The organism is Sphingomonas crocodyli (genome assembly GCF_004005865.1).
In the GTDB taxonomy this organism is placed as follows: Bacteria; Pseudomonadota; Alphaproteobacteria; order Sphingomonadales; family Sphingomonadaceae; genus Rhizorhabdus; species Rhizorhabdus crocodyli.
On record NZ_SACN01000003.1, the window covers coordinates 147,850 to 169,921 of the forward strand.

20 protein-coding genes and 2 pseudogenes are annotated in these 22,072 nt (G+C 59.2%); 6 read left to right on the forward strand and 16 right to left on the reverse strand.

Annotated elements, in window-relative coordinates:
- Positions 1 to 15: 15 nt before the first annotated feature.
- Together EOD43_RS18265 and EOD43_RS18270 are read right to left on the reverse strand one after the other, a co-directional pair.
- Positions 16 to 903: a hypothetical protein gene (locus tag EOD43_RS18265; RefSeq protein ID WP_164857324.1), complete on the reverse strand. Its 888-nt coding sequence runs from the start codon at positions 901 to 903 to the stop codon at positions 16 to 18.
- Complete coding sequence (locus tag EOD43_RS18270; protein WP_127745487.1) at positions 900 to 3,398, reverse strand: DegT/DnrJ/EryC1/StrS family aminotransferase; 2,499 nt, start codon at positions 3,396 to 3,398, stop codon at positions 900 to 902. The genes EOD43_RS18265 and EOD43_RS18270 overlap by 4 nt, the downstream gene beginning before the upstream one ends.
- Before the next feature lie 699 nt (positions 3,399 to 4,097).
- Here EOD43_RS18270 and EOD43_RS18275 point away from each other — a divergent pair.
- Both EOD43_RS18275 and EOD43_RS18280 read left to right on the forward strand, forming a co-directional pair.
- The gene (locus EOD43_RS18275) at positions 4,098 to 5,048 is read left to right on the forward strand and encodes a site-specific integrase (RefSeq protein WP_127745488.1); all 951 of its coding nucleotides are present in this window, start codon (positions 4,098 to 4,100) and stop codon (positions 5,046 to 5,048) included.
- A 217-nt stretch (positions 5,049 to 5,265) separates the two neighbouring features.
- Positions 5,266 to 5,463: a hypothetical protein gene (locus EOD43_RS18280; protein WP_127745489.1), complete on the forward strand. Its 198-nt coding sequence runs from the start codon at positions 5,266 to 5,268 to the stop codon at positions 5,461 to 5,463.
- Positions 5,464 to 6,427: 964 nt separating this feature from the next.
- On the opposite strand, the gene EOD43_RS18290 is transcribed toward EOD43_RS18280, so the two are convergent.
- The 6 genes from EOD43_RS18290 to EOD43_RS18315 form a co-directional block, all read right to left on the reverse strand.
- Complete coding sequence (locus EOD43_RS18290; RefSeq protein ID WP_240653337.1) at positions 6,428 to 7,408, reverse strand: YihY/virulence factor BrkB family protein; 981 nt, start codon at positions 7,406 to 7,408, stop codon at positions 6,428 to 6,430.
- Positions 7,409 to 7,593: 185 nt separating this feature from the next.
- Positions 7,594 to 8,244, reverse strand: coding sequence for a CAP domain-containing protein (locus EOD43_RS18295; RefSeq protein WP_127745491.1), 651 nt, complete (start codon positions 8,242 to 8,244; stop codon positions 7,594 to 7,596).
- Between the two features lie 486 nt (positions 8,245 to 8,730).
- Positions 8,731 to 9,453 (reverse strand): RES family NAD+ phosphorylase, encoded by a 723-nt coding sequence (locus tag EOD43_RS18300; RefSeq protein WP_127745492.1) that lies wholly within the window; start codon positions 9,451 to 9,453, stop codon positions 8,731 to 8,733.
- A complete protein-coding gene (locus EOD43_RS18305; protein WP_127745493.1) occupies positions 9,450 to 9,863 on the reverse strand; it encodes an MbcA/ParS/Xre antitoxin family protein in 414 nt (137 codons plus the stop codon). Before EOD43_RS18305 ends, EOD43_RS18300 begins: the two co-directional genes overlap by 4 nt.
- A 306-nt stretch (positions 9,864 to 10,169) precedes the next feature.
- Positions 10,170 to 10,352, reverse strand: a complete 183-nt coding sequence (locus EOD43_RS18310) for a hypothetical protein (protein ID WP_127745494.1) — start codon at positions 10,350 to 10,352, stop codon at positions 10,170 to 10,172.
- Between the two features lie 189 nt (positions 10,353 to 10,541).
- Positions 10,542 to 11,027: a hypothetical protein gene (locus EOD43_RS18315; protein ID WP_127745495.1), complete on the reverse strand. Its 486-nt coding sequence runs from the start codon at positions 11,025 to 11,027 to the stop codon at positions 10,542 to 10,544.
- Between the two features lie 111 nt (positions 11,028 to 11,138).
- Here EOD43_RS18315 and EOD43_RS18320 point away from each other — a divergent pair, with 111 nt between their 5' ends.
- Positions 11,139 to 11,327, forward strand: a complete 189-nt coding sequence (locus tag EOD43_RS18320; RefSeq protein WP_127745496.1) for a hypothetical protein — start codon at positions 11,139 to 11,141, stop codon at positions 11,325 to 11,327.
- Between the two features lie 168 nt (positions 11,328 to 11,495).
- Positions 11,496 to 14,048: an HWE histidine kinase domain-containing protein gene (locus EOD43_RS18325; protein WP_127745497.1), complete on the forward strand. Its 2,553-nt coding sequence runs from the start codon at positions 11,496 to 11,498 to the stop codon at positions 14,046 to 14,048.
- Between the two features lie 369 nt (positions 14,049 to 14,417).
- On the opposite strand, the gene EOD43_RS18335 is transcribed toward EOD43_RS18325, so the two are convergent.
- The 5 genes from EOD43_RS18335 to EOD43_RS18355 form a co-directional block, all read right to left on the reverse strand.
- Complete coding sequence (locus EOD43_RS18335; RefSeq protein WP_164857325.1) at positions 14,418 to 14,870, reverse strand: thermonuclease family protein; 453 nt, start codon at positions 14,868 to 14,870, stop codon at positions 14,418 to 14,420.
- 4 nt (positions 14,871 to 14,874) lie between these two features.
- Positions 14,875 to 15,303, reverse strand: a complete 429-nt coding sequence (locus EOD43_RS18340) for a hypothetical protein (RefSeq protein ID WP_127745500.1) — start codon at positions 15,301 to 15,303, stop codon at positions 14,875 to 14,877.
- Between the two features lie 70 nt (positions 15,304 to 15,373).
- Positions 15,374 to 15,922, reverse strand: coding sequence for a hypothetical protein (locus tag EOD43_RS18345; RefSeq protein WP_127745501.1), 549 nt, complete (start codon positions 15,920 to 15,922; stop codon positions 15,374 to 15,376).
- Between the two features lie 7 nt (positions 15,923 to 15,929).
- Complete coding sequence (locus EOD43_RS18350; RefSeq protein WP_127745502.1) at positions 15,930 to 16,313, reverse strand: hypothetical protein; 384 nt, start codon at positions 16,311 to 16,313, stop codon at positions 15,930 to 15,932.
- 155 nt (positions 16,314 to 16,468) lie between these two features.
- On the reverse strand, positions 16,469 to 16,777 hold the full coding sequence (locus EOD43_RS18355; RefSeq protein ID WP_127745503.1) for a polyprenyl synthetase family protein: 309 nt from the start codon (positions 16,775 to 16,777) through the stop codon (positions 16,469 to 16,471).
- Between the two features lie 470 nt (positions 16,778 to 17,247).
- Between EOD43_RS18355 and EOD43_RS24015 the strand changes: the two are divergent.
- A pseudogene (locus EOD43_RS24015) lies at positions 17,248 to 17,520 on the forward strand (NAD(P)-binding protein); the annotation flags it as partial.
- Positions 17,521 to 17,891: 371 nt separating this feature from the next.
- Here the strand turns inward: EOD43_RS24015 and EOD43_RS18365 are convergent.
- Both EOD43_RS18365 and EOD43_RS18370 read right to left on the reverse strand, forming a co-directional pair.
- Complete coding sequence (locus EOD43_RS18365) at positions 17,892 to 18,113, reverse strand: DUF3072 domain-containing protein (RefSeq protein WP_127745504.1); 222 nt, start codon at positions 18,111 to 18,113, stop codon at positions 17,892 to 17,894.
- A 150-nt stretch (positions 18,114 to 18,263) separates the two neighbouring features.
- Positions 18,264 to 20,144, reverse strand: a complete 1,881-nt coding sequence (locus EOD43_RS18370) for an FG-GAP repeat domain-containing protein (RefSeq protein WP_127745505.1) — start codon at positions 20,142 to 20,144, stop codon at positions 18,264 to 18,266.
- A 355-nt stretch (positions 20,145 to 20,499) separates the two neighbouring features.
- Between EOD43_RS18370 and EOD43_RS18375 the strand changes: the two are divergent.
- Positions 20,500 to 21,251: pseudogene (locus EOD43_RS18375) on the forward strand (IS5 family transposase).
- 270 nt (positions 21,252 to 21,521) lie between these two features.
- On the opposite strand, the gene EOD43_RS18380 reads toward EOD43_RS18375, so the two are convergent.
- Positions 21,522 to 21,869 carry a response regulator gene (locus tag EOD43_RS18380; RefSeq protein ID WP_164857326.1) on the reverse strand — a complete coding sequence of 116 codons (348 nt, stop codon included), beginning with the start codon at positions 21,867 to 21,869 and terminating at the stop codon, positions 21,522 to 21,524.
- Between the last annotated feature and the right edge of the window lie 203 nt (positions 21,870 to 22,072).

A 22,072-nucleotide genomic window follows, 5' to 3' on the forward strand; every position in this document is an offset into this window, starting at 1 on the left:
CTCAGCGCCGGCTTTCTATAGATATTCTTCGAGACCTAGTTGGCGGCAGCAGTCGACGAGGTGATAGTTCAGCGACAATTCTCTCGTAAGATCGCGCTTGTGATTGCGCGGCGACACCCGATGATATTGCTTCTGTCCGATGCCGGTGAAATGGCCGTCTTTGACATAGGCCTCGGGAATCGTGGAAACCTGACCTCCGAGCTGCTTGTGCCAGTAGTGAATACCGGTGCCAGTATCCCAAAAATAAGCTGCGCGACGCTTTCGCTGCTCCGGCGAATTCGATGGGTGATTAGCAAAGCTCATCCACCAGCCCGCGCCTTTGTCAAAGGCATCCTGGCTGGCCGCGCGCGTGGTGCAACCGACCAGATCCCAATAGCGGCGCCCCTTTGCATTGAAGACATCGCGTATCCCTGTATCGGGCTTGGCAGCGATGACGTGGCCATCCGGCAGCGCTTCGAACATCACCGCGATCCTGCGCATCTTCTGCTCGGGAATGAGCAAATCTGCGTGCCAGAAAGCCATGCGCGGTGCGAAGCGGTGAACGAACTCCATCGGAAACGGCATCCACATCGTCGGCAGTTTCAACCTGGCGTTGAAGTCAATCAGGATCGATCCCGGCTCTACCGGCGGAGGCCCCACCCGCGGATCAAAGCCCACCACCGGGGTCCAGCCAACCGACTTTACCATGCGCTGCTGCACCAGATTCCAGTCGGGATTGACGTTCCAGCAAAGCCATGGCCGGTCGACACCTTCGAGCGCGGCTGCCCAGTCGGCGGTCGAGGCGTAGATATCGTCGAGCGAAACGCCCGTGCGGGCAAAATATTCCCAATTGCCGTTGCCCAGCGAAAACCGGAAATCCTCAAGCGTCATAGGCGCGTGCGCTATTTTCTGCGTTCTGGTCATGCGACGGCCCGCCGCGCGTCCTTGAGCAGATCATCCACGATCAGCATCCCCACATCATTCTGCCAGAGCCATAACCCGTTCGCTTGTCCACGAAAGCTTGGCTCGCCGCCAAGCGGTCCCCACGGTCGAAAGCCGGCGGCAAGCCCGATCCCATAAGCAGCAGGAACGGGTTGAAGCTGAGCATTGATCACGCGACAATAGCGGTCGACCAGCGGCCCTCCACCCGGCTGCTGGCACGCCAGCGGGATGGGCGTGCCATCCACGTTGAACAGTGGGAAGGCATTAGGCTTATAGCCCGTCGCACCGATCACGATGTCCGCGGCCTCAATCACTGCTTGTGCCTCGCCATCGTGCTCGCCATCGATCTGATACAGTCTTACCCGTGGATCGGGCGCGCGGCCGCCGATTCCCAGCATGCGCAGCACAAGCTCGCGAGCTTCGAGACGAAATCCCGTCAGGCGATAGACAAAGCCGCTGACGGGGCAGATGTCGTCATCGCAAAAGTCGCTAAAGCCATCGCTGTGCGCAGCCTCGACGGACGGATAGAAGGGTCGAAGGGGGCGGCGATGCAGGATGGTGATGGCATTTGCGCCAAGCGCCAGCGCCGGATCCGCCTTGAGCAGCAGAATCGCCGACGCCAGTGCGCTGGTCGAACCGCCGACGATAGCGATGCGCGGCGCCCGAACCTTGGCGGTCCGTGCGCGCACCTCGTTGATGCCACCTAGTTTGAGAAAGGCATCGGAGGCGACCAGCCGATCGCCCGCAAGCTGGTCGAGCCGCGCGCCTGCAACCGGGGTCGATGCCAGCGTGGCCCAGCATTGGAAGCCGCCGGTTGCCAGTACGATGTGTTGCGAGACCATTTCGTGCGTAGCGCCGCTGGCGTCGGAAATCATGGTGCGCCACATCCCGTTTGCCATGCGCCTCGCGGATTGCGCGCGGTGCTGCATCAGCACGCGGCCGCCATGCTCCTCCACGATGGCCTTGAGACGCGCGCCTGTCACCGACAGCAGCCAGCCGGCGTCGACCAGCGGTGCGCCAAGCGCATCGGCCGACTTCGCCATCAACCGCCCAGCAGGATGGTCCATCAGAGCGGCGATTTCGGGATGAATATTATCACGAACCGCCGAGAGGAAGGTGTCCGCAGTGCTGTCCGATCGAATAGCATAGCCGCCAAGCGCGCCATCTCCCAGCCCGGCTCCCTGCTCGACGATCGTGAAACCCTTGCGCGCAAGGTCGACAAGTCTCCCCTGCTTGCTCGCTGCGGTCAGAAGCGCGGTGCCCGCCGGGCCGCCCCCGATAAGGAGCGCCGAAACAATTGGACGCCTGGCGGGCGCGGCTTTCTTTGGGACCAACGTGTTGCGCAGCGTTCGGATCGTCGATCGAACGCGCTCGCAGATCCGTTCGACGTCAGCGACCGTCATCGCATCGGTGATCGGCAAAGATACCATCCGGGCGGCAATCTCGTCGGCCACCGGCGTAGGCCCGATCAGCGCGGTCTCTTGAAAGTGGCTTTGCTGGCCAAGATGCGGGCTGAAATATTGGCCAGCGCCAACCCCCCTTGCGGCAAGCTCGCTGACGATCTGCTCGCGTTTCGCGCTAAGGTCGGTTGGAATGAGCATCGGCCAGAATTGCAGCGCCTGGCGCGCGCTGGTGGGGCGCTGTCCGCCGCAGATATCTGCGAGACCTTGGCGATATGCATCGCCAAGCAGGGCGCGGTGCGTGCAAACCTCCTCGATCTCGTCGAGCTTTGCCTGAGCCAACAAACCAAGCACCTCAGGCAGTTTGGCATTCAAGCCTGGCAAGCTGGCACTGCGCTCGGCACCAAAGCCGAAATTGGCCATTTGCCGAAGCTCATCGATCAGCGCGATATCCGCGCTGTGGATCAAGCCGCCTTCGGCCGTCGCGAAAGTTTTGGTGGCATGCATCGAATAGACGACAGCGAACGGTGCCCCGGCACCAAAATTGGTGCCGCGGGCGTTGGTCGTGCCGAGCGATGCTGCGGCATCGACGACCACGTCCACCCCGTGCATTTTGCCCAACGTGTTGTAACGGTCGAGATCGATGTCGGCGCCAAAGGTCGCATAAGGAAGCATTGCCACGACGCGGCTATCAAAGCGGCGCAGGAGCTCTTCCTCCGCGCGCGCGCTGGACACCCAGTCATCGCGATCAACATCGCATATTAACGGCGTCAGTCCCGCCCATTGCGCAGCATGAGCAGTGGCTGCGAAGGTGAATGCCGGCATCAGTACCAGCCCGCCGACCTTTTTCGACCGCAACTGCACCCGCTTAAGCGCGAGCATCAGCCCCAATGTAGCATTAGCTACCGCCAGGCTGTTACCTGATCCTTCGAACAGGCGGCGGGTGATATCGTGCTCAAACCCGCGAACGACCGGGCCGCCGTTGCTATACACGCCATGATCTTCGATCGCTTGGAGCGCCGCGGTCATCATGCTCAGGCGCGGGGGATAGGGTCTGATCAAAGGATATTCGAGCATGACGACCGCACTCCCCCAAGACGGTCAGAAATGAACGTCGATCGGTTCGGATAAGGCCCTGCCCTTAAGATTTCGTTCTAATCCCTAGCTGCGGCCAGGTCGTGATAATCGATAGGCCGCTGTTGTTCGACCAGAGCAACGTCCATGCGGCGATCGAACGCTCGTCTGACGGCAAGCTGAGCCGTCAGGCGCGTGTCACATAAATGTTTACGGGTCGGTTTGCCCGGCGACGTCATCGGTACATGCGCATGAGATCTTCCCCCGCCCCCAACCTTCCCTCGCGTCTGAGCGAAGGCCTGTCATTCGTCGTGCTCACATCAGCGATGACGACATTCGGGATCGCAGTAGTTCTTGGTCTGACGTGGCTGAGTGGCGGCAGAATGCTGTAGTCGCTCAACGCCGCGACAGCCTGTAATCGGCGCGGTTCATCTTGATGATGCGGTGTCATTGTGCACGGCCTGCGGCACAGCCGCTCGTCGCGTCGCAAATGTGCTCGCGGACCCGAGGCGTTGCCCCATGTAGAGCATTGATCATGGTGATGCCGCATGGCAGCACGATAGTGATTGGTGGGGGTTGTTGAGCTCGATTTGCCCTGAATATCAGCCAGTCGTTGCAAATATCCGATTTGGTGCCACGCAGTAGAAATCGAATGCATGCGGTGTTAGGCTTGTGTCGCTTTGTACGAAGCGGGAGTAGCCGATGGCAGCGGACCGGCACCGGCAGATTGAAGACGCAATCCTATTGCGAGCGCGCGAGACCCATACCTATTTTGGTTTTGAAGAGTTGCGTGCCGACGCCCAACTTTTTGCATCATGGGCGCGTAATCACGAAAGAACCGTGGTCCCGGCCGAACCCGACACGGTTCGCAGTTTCCTTAAGAGTCAGATTTCGTCAGGCGAAGAACGCGATGCCGTCGCACGGATGTTCGCAAATATCATGCGCCTCCACAGTCTCGCTTCGGACCTTCCCGAAGGTTGGCGCGACGCCATGCAGTCGATGGCGAACGAGTCCCTCGCCGAGATCATTCTGGACCCTCAGGCCGCACGCGACGCGCGTTTGTCGCACAGGATCCCCTTTTGCTTTGAAGCAATGCTCTCGATGGACGCGGACAATACTCAGGACGTTCGCGATCTCGCCCTCCTGGGGGTGGCTGTCGATACGGGGGCGAGCAGGTCTCGACTGGTGGCTGTGCGCTGGGAGGAAGTTTCCTGGCACGTTAGTGGCGTAGGTGCGCTGCAGGCGGCATCGCACCTCCAGGAACCGATTGCTTTGTGCCGTCGCACCGTCGCAGCCCTTCGCGCTTGGGCTCGCGAAAGTGGTGCGGACAGCGGAAAAATCTTTCGCCGCCTGCATCGCGCATCGAGCCAGGATGACCAGATCTGGACCTTGGGCGCATCGCTTACGCCTCAGTCTGTGCCGCTCATATATCGTCGGTTGCTTGAGAAAGCGCGCGCGATCGGATTGCTCGGGACAATTGCGGACAACGAGTTTGTCGCGCTGCGTCGGCATATCAATGGGCACTCAACACGAGGTCTGTATGCGCGGCGGTTGCTATCCGAAGGTCGCAACGATGGCGAGATCATGATAGCGATGGGTTTGAAAAGCCGGATCCAGGCGCGGCGCTATCGTAAGGCATTTGCCGCATGCTGAGGCGGCGTGGTTCGCCGCAAATCTGCTGTGGAGAAATCCCCGCACCACCGGTAGATCCGCGACGAACCACGCCCACGTTATGGCAGCAGGGCGGCGGCGAAACAAAGTATCTTTGGGTGATATCGAGCCTTGTCACCGTGTCTCACGGACGTTCAACATACGCGATGGGCACTTGAGACCCCTTTTGTCAGGAACACTTCAAGTTTAGGGAGACAAAATGAGCCAGTATGAAAGCTATCGGGCGAACGCCGAGTCGCAACGCATTGCAGCCGCAAAAACGCCTCTGATGAACCGGCGCGAGATGCACTTGCGTTCTGCCGAAACTTGGGATGCCATGGCGGCGGCAGTCCGCGATACTGTAGAGCGGTCGCAAGTGAATGAGGCTGCTAAAGCGGCAACTAAGGCACGTGCCTGACAGGGTTGCTGTCTTGAGTTGCTCAAATCTGTAGCAACTCCTCGAGCGACACTGGCGCCTCGAACTTGCCGGAGATGGATATGGCCGCGCCCGGGAGCCGAACGAGGCCATATACAAAGGATGCCAGATGACCACTTCAGCACACAGGTGATGGCAGCGCAAACTTGCCAAAACGTTGACCAGATTTTGCCGGGGCTGGTTCTGTCTGCATGTAGCGCTGGCAGCGCGATTTCATCGGACCACGGCTTCAGCTAAGGTTCGGATAGTGGATCGTCGAACCTGCGGCATGCTCGCGGACATATGCGCCCTGCTCACGCGTCTACGGCGTCCTGCGATCACGCGCCGCGACGCAATGCTAGACGAGGCTGCCGCCTGGTACCTCATCAGCAATGTGGAGGCAGTTTAGCTCTGCCAGAAGTTCAGCCGGCGAAGTCCGCCTGTCACTATACGACAAGTCCAGATAGTAGCTCGCCAGAATATAATGCGCGCGCGTAGCGGCAGCGGATTGAGCCTGCTGTGCCATTCTCAGCTCCTGTTCGGCGCGCTGATAAAAATATTGGCTATCTTCATCCATTCGTATGCACTGACCTACACAGGTTCCGATTGTGTTAACATCTGACAAGTGGCGCGCCGTTTCAGCTGGACTTTCATCGTCTGGGGGGGAATCGCGAACTCTCCCTTCAGATACGGCAATAGTGAGCATTGATCACGTGCAAGGAACCTTCGCGATCTCCGACCGTCTGTCATACGACAGGGAGCGCATCATGTTTCGATCATTTGCCACCGGCTTTCTATCGCGCATGGCCCAAAAACGGCTTGGATTGAAGCCGGTAGGCGCGATCGAAACTATGCTTCTGTCGACAGGAACAGCTTTGCTGGTCCGCAAGCAGAAGCCAGTCTTAGGCGCCGTTCTGGTTATGGGCGGTGTTTATCGCAGCTGGCGATCAGCCTGTTACAGGCGGTGTCACGTGTGCGATCCATCCTGAAGAGCCTCGCTTACGTCGGCCACCGTTGCACCGCGCCTGCCAAGCGGCCTCACCGCTCCGGTCGTAGTATCGATCGCGGTCTGGCGCTCGGCTTCGGCATTGACCAGCGCGCCGATCAGGATCGCATAAGCCGATATGTACAGCCACATCATCAGCACCACGATCGCGCTCAAAGAGCCGTAGGTTGCGTCATATCCGGCAAAGTTGGCCGCGTAGAAACCAAATCCGATCGTTGCGAGAAACCACAGGAACATTGCGAGCAGCGCGCCCACACTCAACCACTGCCATCGCGCATCGCTTCGATCCGGCGCGAAGCGGTACATTGCCCCGATTGTAAAGCTCGCCAGCAGGGCGGCAATCAGCCAGGTTGTTGCCCGTACGACCAGCGCTGCGAGCGGGCCGATTCCGCTCACCAGGTCGCCGACAAATCCCAGCATCGAAGCGGACAGCACGCCGACGATCCCGATCATGATAGCGCCGATGATCAACGCTGAGGATATCAGAGTGGCGCGTATGAAGGATCGCCGGTCTTCCTGCTCGTAAATGACGTTGAGCGCACTCATCATGCCGCCCGACGCCCGGCTGGCACCATAAATCGAGACCGCGAGTGCGATGAGAAGGCCCAAACCCTTCTTACTGGCCGCGGTGGTGGTAAGCGAGATCAGCTGATCGTAGATGAGCTTTGCAGCATCTGCCGGGACAAGATCGATGATCATCTGCATATGTCGCGCGACCACGCCCGGATCTGCGATCAGCCCGTAGGTCATCACCAGAGCCCCAAGCAGCGGAACGAAGGAGAGAAAGGCGTAGAACGCGACACCGCCCGCCATGAGGCCAACATTGTGGCGGCCGCTGTTTCGCCACACCCGCCACAGAATAGCCTTCCAGGCGGGCCATTTGAAGGCGGTAGGCGCATGGGCAGTTGCGCCTAGTTTGAGCTGCTTGTCGGTTGCGGTCATGATGTGACGAACCGACCAACGTGCGAAAAGTGCGAGCCGGGCCGCTTTTTATTTGTGGCAACGACCTTGGCGCGACCCGGAACCAGGCTGTTCGCAGCGGAGCCAGCGACCGGTACAACCGAGCGGCGCGCTATGAGAGGGCATCTCTATCGAGCCTCGGTCTCCTCGCGATCCGTCAATTAATGTCAGGGCCGGCCATCGGGCGTTTCCGCCATATCGATCACACAGATTGTGCGATAGGTCGGGTGCGGGCCACAGGCGACACCAGCGTATCGCAGATGGGCTGCAAATAGAGCGGTGCGGTGTCCGCGATCGGGCACGCCGTCGTCAACGATGAGCTGCCGCACGACATCCAGAGGATCGAAGGCGCCGTAAGCGATAACCTCCGCGACCATCTTGCCGCCGCCGCGCTGGATGGCTCGGTCGCCCGGACCAGAACCATTTGCACTATAATGTCCGATCCGCCCCGAGCGGCTCTGCTCGGCAACGTGATCGGCCGCCGCCGCCTGCAGAACCGAGGTTTCCTGCAATTCTACCCGGCTCTTTCGCGAGGCCAGAAAGTCTACGGCTTCGTCAACCGGCACCGTCCCTTCGCGCGTTCGATAGGTAAGCCGGCTTCCGGGCAGCCGAACGACCTTACCTTCGAACTGCCGCCGATATCCCTGAAGATCAGCGATATAAGCTTGCGGGTTCAACCGGGCATTGTTGAGGGCCGCCAACACCTTTGCCTCGATCTGGCGCGGATCGGTCGTAACCGACGCCGATGCGCAAGCGGCCCAACCTGTCGCGACCAGAAATGACACAATGAAAGCGAAGCACGGATATTTGAGCGTCACGCGGAAACCCACACGTCGGATCGCACGCAGATCGACGTGCTTGATCTTCCCGCTAACGACCGAATCTTATCAGCCGCTTAAGCCGCAAGGGGGCGCGAGCCGCTGGTTTGTCGATTGCTGAGCGTGGTGTGATCTTTGGGCCTTCGCGGCGCCGGACAATGCCGATCCTTTCGCTGGCCCGTATCCACTGGTGAGATTGCGGGCAGCCTCTGGACGCGGGCCTACGGGATATAAGCTGCGTTCGGCGAACCGCGTCGCATTTTATGGACCGCCGGATCACTTTGCAGCGTGACGCTCTGAACTGGCAAGGCGCGGTGTCGTCGCGCTCCCTCGGCTATAGCTGGCTCTACACGCCCCTGGCTGCCAGTCTGTCGGCCAGCCTGTCTGCCGGAAGGTCGGCAAGGCGCATTTCTGGAAGGCGGTGGCATATGGTTCGTTTGATCAGATTTACCGCCGCCACATGAGCGGGTCTTGTCCGTTCGCCGATCACGCATCCAAGATGATCCGATAAACTTCGCCGGCACCGGCTTCGCGATACAAATCGACTCTTTGACCGTCCCAATGATAATCAAGGTGGCGGATCTGCACCGGGTTTCGAGCCAAGTCGGGCGAGAATAATGCTACACACGCGCCTTGCGGGTCGCGAACGCTGGGATAGATCAAGCCGTCAGAACCAGCAGCCTTCAACGATTGTCCCAGGATCTGAGCGGCCGCGTAATCGTCGATGCTCAGTTCGTCGGCAGCGTCTTCATGCCGCTCCAGCAAGTCATGAAGAGTCGCCAATACCGACATGCTCAGAGCGCGAAACTGCGATGTCCATCCCGGCCCCTCATTCGTGCGGGCCATGAAAGCGGCGTGGTGATGCACGGTTTCCAGAAGCGCTGTTTCGAAACGGTTGGCGACATACAGAACACCATATTGGCCTCGCGAAAATCGACTTGGCCGATCGGTGCTTGCATGGGTGAATGGCGCCATCAGATAACTCGCACCAGGCCCCGCTACACGACGCTCAGGCGGGACAAGGTCGAGATTGCCGATACCTTCCATCAGTCGCGGGTTGGTTTTCTGCTCGGCCGATATGAGGAGCGGCCAATCTGCTGGATCGGCTATGTCTTCGAAAAGATCGATCGGTGGGAAGCGGCTACGGATGATGCGGACCGCCCCCTCCCATTCGACCCGCGATGTGGCGAGCGTTTCCGGATCAATCACCAGCTACTGCGCTCCGAATCCAGATAGCGCCGCACCCTCATCAAATCGGTGAGCTCACCTGCGAGCATCACATCGAGGGCACTGCGACCATCAAATGCAGCATTCGGCGCCTTGATCCAGCGATAGCCGCGTTCAGCCTCATTGAAGATGATCCGTAGCGCCTTATGGATGCCCATGAGGTTGGACAGACGGGCCTTCAAATCGCGGCCCATCCGGCCCAACTCACCAGCTTTCCATCTACGGAATGTGCGCACCGGCGTGTCCAACAATGCCGCCGCCTGCTGATCCGTCACGTCCCATCGCGACATCAACTGGACAGCGGCACGAAACATCGCGCCTGCTTCGGCATCCGAGATCGGGTCCGGCCGAAAATCCGGAAAGGTCGTGTCAATAAGCTGCAAGATGGCCATGCGACATGAAATAGAGGTTTCGATGCCAAATGGCAACCTCATCGGCCGAGGCAGGCCCTACGGCAAAGGAAAATCGAGTATCATGCTGTGCAATGAAGAACGATGATCGCTTTCGCGGCCATCTCCTCAAGCCACTCGAAATGAATCTAAAGCGGTGCTTCCAGATCATAGCGACGCTTCTATCGCGTATGGCGGCCGCCAACCTGATCGGTATACCTGCCGCAGAAATACGGGCGATCTACAGTGCCACTGGCGATCAACGCGTGGCGGAGGGCTATGGCACCTTCGACACCGCCGCTAAGATCGCTACCAGGCTCTTGGCGAACCGCCGATGCGTTGGGCTACGGCCTGCTCGATCTGGTTCATGTCCGCTTTGGTGAGAACCCCCGAGGCCAACATCTTGCGCATAAGTTCATCAAGCAGCGCTGCGAGGAAATGGATTTCCGCTCGCTCGCCGCCTGTGTCCTCGCCGTTCGCATTTACGTCCATCGGTGCCTCGCAATTGCCAAACCTCGGGATCCTCTGTCATTCATGCCGGCTTGGCAAAGAATAACAGCCATAGCTGCCAGGCCCATATGTCAACGAAGGACCGAGCGTGCGTAGAAAAGCCGGCCGGGGCTCTCCCCAAGCGCGCGGCACGACCTGCCGAGAACTCGCTGAATCCGATTAGCGATCTGGTCAAGGTTGCAGGCGCTTGGCCATCAATTGTTCCAGCTTGCTGCGCAAAAGCTCCTTGCGCTCACGAAGCTGGTGCTGACTTTTGCGGATGCGATCAAGGGCAAGGGCTGCATCGGTTTGACTCTGTCGTTCCATAGCCGTCAGGAGTGGCACTTTTCCGCCGTTTGTCTCTTGCGTTGCGACAAACGGCCTAATCTGCGCGGTGGGCGGCGTAATTCGGCTCGTCTCAAATCGATATACTGCAATGCAGCGTGCATTTACATTGCCCTGTCTGAAGTCACGACTCCAGATTTGGGGGCGATCTCCCAACCTATGGCAGGCCGCAACTTTATCCACGGCTGCAACCTTAAGGATGCGGCCTGCCATTTGCACCGCGGTTGAAAATGATCGCAGCATTTCTCGATCTTGAGCTTTTCTCCGCGATCCACGCTGCAAGAATCTAGGCATTTTTGGTGGGTCAAAGCTGGCGTGAACCTCTCGTGCCATGCTCCGCTCGCTGACAACCCAACCAGATTGAAAATGTCGTATGGCTGCAATGTGATGGACATCTGCGGGTGTAAGCTTGAAACAGCAGCGCGCATCACGGAGTCTGTGCGGATGTCTACGAGCGACCTCGACGATGAGGCATCCTATCTGTTGCGTCGTGCGCGTGAAGAAAAGGAGCAGGCGGCGTCTGCATTGCACCCCGACGCAATTGCTGCTCAAACAGCCCTTGCCGAGCGCTATAAAACCCGAGCGTTCATGGCGCAGCTCGACGCCGACGAGCATTTTGCGATGCCAGACTGACGTTTCTGCGCGGCCACCAATCCAAAATGTGACGAGTTCGCTGCCTGGTCTTGTCAGCGACGCACCGAAAACCAGCCTCCCCCTTCGCGATTGAACCGGCGGGGGCGGACTGCGTTAAGGTGGACGGTGCCAACGCGTCGGCGCTGTACTGCCGATAACGGAGACAATGTGCCTGATCTTGAAAAGGTTGACCTGACCAACTGCGATCGAGAACCCATCCATCTCCTGGGGGCGATTCAGCCTGGCGGATTCCTCATTGCTGTCAGCACAGACTGGATCATCGCCCGCGTCTCAAAAAATATCCGGGACCTGCTGGGTCATGACCCCGAGGACCTGATCGGCTCGCCACTGCCCAATTATGTGCCGGCCTCGCTGCTCCACGATCTGCGCAACCGGGTATCCTATCTATCCGCGCCCGACATGGTGGAGCGCCTCTTCGCCTGCCAGATTGGTACGTCGGGCCAACCCTATGATGTCGCCATCCATTTTTCGGGCGGGCAGATCGTGATTGAGGCAGAGCCGGGTACCGCCCATGCCGGCGACGCCACCAATTCAGTGCGCGCCATGATGGCCAGGCTCGATCAGGCAAAGGACATTTCCGCTTTCTACCGTGAGGGCGCCCGCCAGGTACGGGCACTTCTGGGATATGATCGCGTAATGGTGTATAAGTTCGCTGGCAGCGGGGCAGGCGAAGTCGTTGCTGAAGTCGCAAAGTCGGGGATCGGTAGTTTCCTGGGTTTGCATTATCCCGCCAGCGATATTCCCCGGCAGGCGCGAGCGCTCTACAAGCGCAATCTCGTCCGGATCGTTCGCGACGTAGCTTCTGAGCCAGTGCCGATCGTTCCAGCATTTGATCCGGCCGGTATGCCGCTCGACCTGTCGCTCTCGATCCTGCGGTCAGTGTCGCCGATTCACATCGAATATCTCAAGAATATGGGCGTCGGCGCAACCCTCTCGATCTCGATCGTGGTCGACGATGAGCTCTGGGGCCTGTTCGCGTGCCACAATTACTCTCCACGCTCGCCGACTTTCGAGCGCCGATCGGTGTGCGAATTGTTCGCCCAGATGTTTTCGATGCGGCTGGAATCGCGCGAGCGACGACAGATTGTCGAATATGAGCGACGCGCGCGCGATATCTCGGATCAGCTGCTCGGTGCAGTGGCCTCCGATGAAACGCTGCTGAACGATCCCGACTGGCTCGGCGACATTCTAACCAGCGCGATACCCGCGGACGGTGTGGGCGTCTGGATCAATGGAAATTACGCCTTTTCAGGTGTTACGCCGCCAACTGAGGACTTTCGTCGTATCGTGCGTGCGCTCAACGGAACAGCTGCAGGGCGGGTGTACACAACCGATCATATCGGAAGCCTCATCAGTGACGCAGGCTCCTTTGCTGATCGGGCGGCCGGGCTGTTGGCTATACCAATTTCACGCTCGCCGCGTGACTATGTCATCCTCTTTCGATCTGAACTCAAACAGTCGGTGCGCTGGGCCGGCGATCCGCACAAGCCCATCGAATATGGGCCGAATGGCCCGAGGCTGACGCCGCGCGAGAGCTCTGAAGAATGGAAGGAAACAGTGGATGGTCATTCCGAACCGTTCACGCCATCCGAGTTGCGCGTTGCCGAGACATTGCGCGCGACCCTGATCGAAGTGGTCCTGCGCCTCGCTGATGAGGCAGCCGCAGAGCGTCGCCAGTCGACGGCGCGCCAGGAAATGCTGATTGCGGAGTTGAACCACCGCGTTCGCAACATCCTGGGCGTGATACGTGGTCTGATCCGTCAGTCTCAACCGGATAGCCCGGAAGTCCGGGAGTTTGTCAGGCTCGTCGATGGCCGGATTCACGCGCTCGCGCGCGCGCACAACCAGATAACCGATGATCACTGGGGTCCCGCACCTCTCAACGCTCTGATCGAGGCCGAGGCCGCGGCATTTGCCGCGGACCGTCAAAGCGCCATCATCGCAACTGGCGACCCGGTGCTGCTCAACCCCCAAGCTTATTCAACAATGGCTCTGGTGATCCACGAACTCGTCACCAATTCGACCAAATATGGCAGCCTGTCGGGAGGGGGAGAAGTCCAAATCAGCTGGTCGCGCAACGCGCAGGATGATCTTGTATTTGTGTGGCAGGAGACCGGTGGCCCCCCCGTAATGCCACCAAAGCGCAAAGGCTTCGGCACCACGATTGTCAATCGATCGGTCCCCTATGACCTGGGTGGAAGCGCAACCATCGACTATGCTGTTGAGGGCGTGCGTGCGGAGTTCTGCATTCCCGCCCGCCACGTCTCGCAGCCCAAAACTTATGGCGCTTCGCTGGTCAGGACTCAACGACCCACCATATCCAGCCAGCAGGTGATCGATCCGCATATGCTCGAGCGCAAGCGCATTTTGCTGGTCGAGGACAGCCTCATCATTGCGCTGGACGCGGAAGACATTCTCAATCGCTTCGGTGCCGATGTGCTCACGGCCTCTACCCCCGAAGCCGCGCACGACATCCTCGACAAAGAGCGCGTCGACTTTGCTATCCTCGATATCAATCTTGGTGATCAAACGAGTTTCGGTATCGCGGATCGGCTCGCCGAACTGAACGTGCCGTTCTTTTTCGCTTCCGGCTATGGCGAGCAAGCGAGCTTACCCATGCAGCATCGATCGACGGCCGTCGTGCAGAAGCCCTATACTACCCACAACATCGCCAGTGCGATCGAACATTTCTATGGCTGATCGCTGAGCCGCCATGCGACCCATGTGCCGACAACCATTTATGGCACGCTGATAAATCACTGCGTGAGATATGCGAGGCATGCCGGCCGCATGCACTCAGCGCCCCGTCGTCATTGGAGTGGAGTTTCACCTCGGTCCTGAAGCGTGATGCAGCCCAAAATGCAAATCCAGACTTTAGCGCCTTCCGGATCGCCGTCGTCGAACAGCGCGTCCGCTCTCTGGCTGGCGTGAAACCAGGCGTCGTTCCCGTGAACGCTCAATATCTGGAGTGCACATGCCCATATTTCGCGATTGGCGATCATCAGCAAAGACTGTCTGCATGTCGTTGATTTTGCAAGGCAAAAGATTCAAAAAAAGAGCTAAAATGCCTCAGCAGCGCAGCTTGCCATAACGCTCCACAGCATAACCGTCGTGCACCATTGCGCAGGACAGATCCATCTGGTCGGCAAAGCATCGCACGACTTTGCGGCCGTAACGATCCTGGTCCAGGACATGACATGATACCGACCGCCCTTTGGTGAGAGCCGCCAGATGGTCGCGCGAGGCAAATGCGTTGCCCTGGGTGCATCGGCGACCGGACCGGCAGGCCCCGGGCATCTCCGGCGCATCAATTGCATAGAGCCGCATTGATCGGCCCTTCGATCCGCAGCGAATTGCATCACCATCATGATGTTCTGGTGAGGGGCACAGAAAGCTTTTGCCCGATCCCAAGTCCGACCTGGCATGCGCAGAACCCCAAGGGCCTTCTTCAATTCCGGTGATGTAGCTTCCTGCCAAAATGACTATCGAGCCGGTGAGGAAGCCGGCGAGAAGGCGCCTCATCGTTTCAGGACCCCGCTTGCTGGGCACCGCGCCGGTGCTTCTTGATCTCCTTTGGCGGAATCGTCCGGATCGTCGCGGCATATTCTGCAAAAAGGACCAGCGCCCAAATCTCGACGCCGCGCCAATCATTGGTGAGGAGGGCTACGATCAGATCGAACGCCAGGAAGCCCCACCCCATTACGCGTAGCCACAACATGCTCATGGTTGGAAGATCGGCCCGCAGCGATGCTGTGAACATCATTATGAGGGCAAACAGGCCCGCGACGATTTGCTGAGCGAGCGAGTGCGCAAGCCGCAACTGATCGAGCGCTACGACAAACCATAAGAGCCGCGAAACCGCGAACTGGCTCTGTCGGGTGATCTGGCACAGCTTAATGATCGGCGGAATGAACAGCGTCTTGCCGATCCATGCATCGATATCTGCCAGCGCCATTTTGCGCATTTGCACCGCGGCTTTGAAAAGGTCCAGTCGAACGGTGCAAAGTGCTCGTCTCTAATAAGAGCTATCCTTCGATCGCTGACGCTATGGCGATGGCCTTTGCCTTCAGGTCGCTCGAAGGTCCGGCATCCGAGCCGAACGCGATCGCTCCTGGCGGCGTTACCACGATCATCCGGCCGACTGCCGGAACATACGACAAAGTGCGCAATTTCGGTGCCCAGATCGCCCTGCCCTTTGGCATATTCACATCTTCGGAGGGGCCGGTCATGTCCGGCTGCGATTTGAGCCCGGTGATCTGATCATCCACGCTCTCACCGTCCGACTTGGCCTGACGAAGCAGCACCGCGAAGCTCGTTCTATCGTCAGCGCTCGAATAGGTGCAGTTTGACACCAACGTGCGCTCATTGCCCGTCTGACCGGCGGATTCGGCTTTTTTCACGCTGACCCCGGCGACCTTTCCAGCGACATCGGCGGGGAAGGTCTTGCACGCATCTGCGGCCCAGTCTTCCGGTTTTCCTGACATGGCACCACCCCCTCCCCCGCAGCCGCTAACCAGGCCGAAGAGACCGAGCGCAACGGAGAAAAGATACAGCCTTTGACGCATCAGCTTCATCTCCTCTTCAGCGTGATGTCTTCGCGCGGCGCAGGTGTTTTTTGGTCTGGGTTCGCGTCCTCTCGAACCAGTAGCGGCTTTCGTCAGGCAGAATCGCAATAAAGCCTGCATCGGTTTCGGCCAGCCGAAAGCGCGCTCGATGCAACACATCTTCAAACTTTGCTTCGCCCGCTTCCGGATCGAAATGCCATCGCGCGGCCGCCGCCAGATCCGGGACCGCCTCGCAACCTTGGGAAACGAATTCGCCGCCAACATCGTCTTGCCACAATATCTCTGCCTGACAGATGTCGCGCGACGAATCCTCGGTCCTGACAACATAATGGCCGAGATAATATCGCTCAAACTCGCTTGGCGGCGCGGCGTTGGAACTGGCTCCCGCAGCGATCAGCATGATAGCGATGACGTGTCGAGGCCCTATCCTGTCAAATCTCGCTGGCGACCTACCAAATCGTTGGTCGAACCCACCAACATCGATCGAGATGTTTGACTCAAATTGCAAGCACTTGTGCGATGATGGCAGCAGATTTCTCTTGCACTGTACACAAATCAGACGCGGCATGTCGCCGCCATCAAAAGTCCATCCGCCCATCGATCACGCGAGGCCGCGAATATTGCGATCTCCCTCAGCAAAGTGGTCGTGACAGACATACGATCGTTGGCGGAAATAGCGTCATTGTCAAGCTTTGCTGCCATAGACTTGGCGTCATCGAGCTCGAGGACTGTGACGAAATTGCTCTTGCCCTGCGCCTCATCCTTGTTGAGCCGCTTGCCCGCAACTCTCTCGCTACCCTCGATGTCGAGCACATCGGCCGCAATCTGAAAGGCCAGCGCGATCCGGCGCGCATAATTGCGCAATGGTCGGTTTGGCTAGCGACCTTGCTCCCGCCGAACGCAAATTGGTCGATGACCTTGTCGTTGCGTCAAGGCCGGGCCATGAAGCCGCCTTCCTGATCGACGGCGTATGCTCAGTGGCGGTTATATTAGTCGGGACTCCCGGCAGCTCGACAAAGTGATGCGCGTAACGGTGCCGCCGTCCTCTTTGCGACTGGGCGCGGCGTCGACACAGGTGGGCCCAACCGAAGTCGAGCTCGCCGACTGAACGAAGGTTACGGCACCTTGTGTCATCGACGCGCGTGGAGCCGCCAATCTGAATCTCGCTGGTCAACCGTTGCATCCATCATAACGGGAAACCGGGCGTGCACTTGTCGGCCGCTTTTCTGCCGATCGATCGACCTTCCTCGACAAGGCGCGGATCCTGTCCGGCGTCCTCCCGTGGCACTGTGGCGAGCAGCCTGGGTGCTGAGTGCGCCATCGAGGTGCAGGGCATGGAGCGGACAGCTGTGATCGGCGCCGGGATCGGGGGCTCGCGCTCGCGATCGGACTGCAAGCGGCGGGGATCGATACGACGATCGCCGACGCGTGCGATACAGTTGGCGGGCGTGCATATGTATGGCTTTGTGACGGGTTACGTCGATGCGGGTTCCACCGTCATCACCGATCCCGCCTGCCTGTCGGCGCTGTGGGGCCTGAGCGGACAAGACATGGATGCCGATGTCGCACTGGTGCCGGTCTCACCCAGGCTCTCTTGGCCCGATGGAGGCCAAGCGGCGCGTGGGCCAAGTTAGCTTAGACTTGCGGGTACTGATATCCGCATTCGCGCCACCGTCGCCGCAGCAAGTGGTCCCGATAAACACCAGAAGCTGGCGGGGATGCGGGTACTGTTATTAGATCATCGAAAATAGCGGCGCACCCGCTGCGCCCCGCCCGCGGGCGTGCTACAACGTGCAGCTAACGATGTGGCGCGCGGTACCCGCCTCCCCGCAGTTCCCGCAAAAGCCCAGAGAATGGTGGCGAGGCGATGTGGCTACGCTTGCGGGTACCCGCAATGTACCCGCGGGCGGTGGCGAGTGGATCAATTTATGAAAGCATCGCATGATGTCACGATCGCATGCGCGACGATTGGCTGGTGTCAGAGGTCCAGCTTCGCTTTCAATTCGTCGATCCGCTGCGACGCCTCGGCCTTGCTAAGCCCGTTGGCGGGCGGCTCAACCCCTGCCTGCTCGCTCAAGGTCGTGAGATAGGATGCCTGCGCGCCGGTCATGGGATCATCGCCCGACACCCATTCTTCGGGATCCTTCTCAGTGTTTGATCCGGGGCGCTGGTCCATCTTCGGGTTATGCCGATCGCTCATGCTCGCCTCTCGTGTTCATCGTTTGTTCTAACGATCCATTGCGCGTGCAGTTCCCGGCACCTTAATGCCCACGAGGCGGCGCGACCCGCCACACCTCCCATGTTCAAGCCCGGCGCGTGGCGCTCCGATGCGCGGGCGGCCCGACCGGCCTTAAGGAGTCAAAAGCTGAGCGAAGTCGGTTTGCCGCGTGCCGTGACGCTCGTTGCTCGCAGCCAGTACTGCGGCCTTCAGCCGCGCGATATCGACCTCAGCGACAGTCCGCGGGCGCGTCGCGTTCTGGTTCGGCTCATATTTAAACGCGATCACATCTATGTAGACTGGTGCTAAAAACTGCTTTGCGCCCACCAAACCTAACAGCGCCTGACTGATAGCTGGATATGGCGTATACATAGGGTTGCCCAACCATCCTCTAAGCTCGGCCACGTCCGGCCGGCTATAATCGACATTTGCAGTGGTCAATGCCGAGAGAAGTCCGTCGGCTGTCTGGGGGATGGCAGGTGCTGGCAATTGCGCATCGCCTGCCTGGCGTCGCAGCTTGAAGGTTGTTGCGTTCAGCGCGCACCCAGCGGCCGCGCCACCGACATAGAAGTGGCAGCTTGGTCCATCTGCTTTCGCCAGAACGAACAAGGTCGAATAGCCGCACGCGACGATGTCGGGATCATTTCGGCCCTCGCAACCCGTCGCGCTCGGCAGAACCGCCACGATCCGGTAAGTCCGTCCCGCGGTGAGGCTTAACGTCGTAGGTGGGTCGCGGCCGTCGGGGCATGCTACGTTCTCGTTGTACAGCGCGTCGACTGGGCCAACCGACTTGCGCTCACCAGTCTGAACGTCGATTGTCCAGAAATACAGCCGCTCTTCGTTGATCGCGCAGTTGTACGCCTTGACGTCCTTCCAGCCAAAATATGTGGGGGTCGCGGGCGCTGGTGTTCCAGGTGCTAAGCCAGTGTCCGGCTGATCGGACGTCGCGAATACGGTTGCGATCAGCTTGTCCGCCTCGCTCGTGTTCGCTGGCCTCGGCAGGACGCCATACTGGATCAGGTCGGCACGCTTGTCACCATTCACGTCAGCTAAGGCGTAGAAGCCAGCATTGTCTTTAGTTATGCGAAGCATATTGCCCCAGATCATCGGGGAAGGGTTTATGAAGCGGTTGCCGTCGGAGAGACTGACGAGGGCTTCCATATTTAAGTCGGATCTACCTAAGCCCTTAACCGCGACGATGTCAGCTTTGCCATCTCCGCTAACGTCGCCGACAAGACAGATCTCCGATATGATGCAGAAAAAGCCGTGACCGAGCTGAGGTGCGGCAAAGGCGGTCCCGGTAGACTTTGAGATAAGCACATTGCCCTGCTCTACGCCTTGAGCGGTTCGCTTGAACGCGATCGCGTCGGCTCTTCCATCGCCATCTACATCTCCGGCCGCGCAAATCTCGACATTCACGCAGAAGAAGTTGTTCCAGATGGCGTTTGCGCCAAAGCTCCCGCCGGTTGACAACGATGTGAAAACCGGTCCCGCTCGGCGCGTGAAGGCTACAAGGTCGGCCCGCTTGTCATTATTCAAATCGACCGCGAAGCACTCTTGATATTCTGCGCACCAACTGCTGTTCCACGGTTGGGGCGACAATGTGAACTTGGTGCCGCTCGACAAAGCCACCTGCGCATTGGCGGCACCCGGGACATTATCGGCTCCGTGTGGCATGAACACCAAGTCACCCTTGCCGTCGCCATTTACGTCAGCGATTTGAATGATCCCCAATCCTGACGTGCGAGGGAAGTTCTCTGCAAATATCGCTGGTGAGCTGAAATTGGAGCCTGTCGACAGCCCCACCGTGACAATGCCACTTAGCCAGGCATACAAGACCATGTCAGCTCGGCCGTCACCATTGACGTCTCCGAACGCCACCGTGAGGTTCGTAAACGCTGGCCCCCTCGCATCCGTAGCCGTCCATCGCTGACCGGCGCGGAAGTGAAGAGGAGCAGCTGTAGCTGATAACGGTTGGACAGCGAGCAGTACCAACAGGATGATCGCGCGCATCAGCATCTCGATTCCCTTCGTTTATATTTAGATGCTAGGTCTGACTTCGATGGCGGGTCAATGATCAAGGCAGTAAGGAGGCTTCAAAGGGCATTTTTGGGTTGATCATGATGGTTGGAAGTCGCTCTACATGGAGATGCTGTTGGAGCGCCACAATCGGTCCCGACACAATCCTCGATCGATCCGCTCACCATTAGTCGTCGGCTTCGTGGATAAGATTTGGGGAAGCAGGACCGGGTTGTCCCGAAATAGGCGAGCCACTGTTTAGGATCAGATGTTAGGGTCAGGACCCATAATCCGGATTCCCTTGGCGGCGCGAACGTGATTCAGGCTCGGCAACAGCAGGAGCTTGGATTTGAGCGAGTTTTGGTTGAGTGAGGAGCAGTTCGAGCACCTTCGGCCGTTGTTGCCGGACAAGGCGCGTGGGGTTGCGCGGGTGGATGATCGACGGGTGATCAGCGGCATCATCCATGTGGTGAAATCGGGAGGCCGCTGGGTCGATGCGCCTGCCTGTTACGGGCCGCGCAAAACGCTCTAATATCGGTTCGCGCGGTGGGCAGCGAAGGGCGTATGGCAGGAGATGTTCATCACGCTGGCGGCGGCGGGCGGACCGCCTGCCGAGGTCATGATCGACAGCATGCACATGAAGGCGCACCGCTCGGCGGGCGGCGGAAAAGGGGGGCGCTCCTCCAGGCGATCGGGATCAGCCGGAGCGGCCGCAACAGCAAACTCCACGCGCTGACCGACAGCGAAGGCCGACCGCTCCGCTTCCTGCTGACCGGCGGCCAGATAGCCGACTGCCGCGCGGCCGACGTCCTGCTCGACAATTTGGCGCCAAGCACCATCGTGCTTGCCGACAAGGCCTATGACAGCAACGCGATCCGCGACCTGATCGAGCGGCAAGGGGCCGTCCCCAACATCCCGTCCAAGGCCAACAGGCGCTGGAAGAGCTGCTTCTCGCACGTGCTCTACAAGGGCCGGAACGCCGTCGAGCACATGTTCTGCCGTCTCAAGGATTACCGCCGCATCGCCACCCGCTACGACAAGCTCGCCACCAACTTCCTCGGCGCGATCTACCTCGTCGCCGCTGTCACATGGTGGTTATGAGTCCCGACTCTAGCTCGACCACGACTTTCGGGTCGATGCTTATGCCGTCATCGCGGTTGGGGGCCGCGGCTAGAAGGCGCAATTAAATGGAAATCGTAATTCGCGGCTTCGTGGCTGCTGGGATGCTGTGCGCATCCGTCTCGGCTTTCGCGTATACGCCATATAATCGCGATTCCCATAGATGAGCATATTCTTTGGGCTAGCTGGCGCTATTATGCAGGCCTGTTTCCCGCAATAGCGATTGGCAAAGTGGCCGCAAGCCGACTTTGCTCAGCCCATCCCTACAACTAAACCGAGCTGCTTCAAGGTGAATGGCTTCGCAAGATAGGAGACGCCACCCGGAAGATCGGGTGGTTCGTCGTTGCCCGATACAACGATCACTCGTGCCTCAGGCTGACGTTTCCGCGCCTCGGCGGCAACCGCCAACCCGCTGCCCCCCTCGCCGAGCTTTATATCGCAAATCAGCAATGAAAACTCTCTGTCCCGAATGTTGGCGATGGCTTCTTGCTCACCTTCGACGATCGTGGTGTCATGACCGAGGATCTCAAGCATGTCGGCGATCATGGGACCCAGGATCGGACTGTCCTCGACGATCAGGGCAGAGTTGTCGCGTTTCATTGCTGCAATCCGCTTGAGAGTGCCTAAGAACATACAACCGGCCGAGGATCGAATGGTTGCGGTTCGGCCTGCGGGTCACTGGACAGTGGCGCCGGCAGCATCTCAAAGCGCTTTTTTTTTACTAGAGGCTGTTTGGAAAACCGCCAGCGGGCGGGAAAAGGCGTCACCCCTCGCTGGATGATATCCGTTCACAGTGTGGAAGA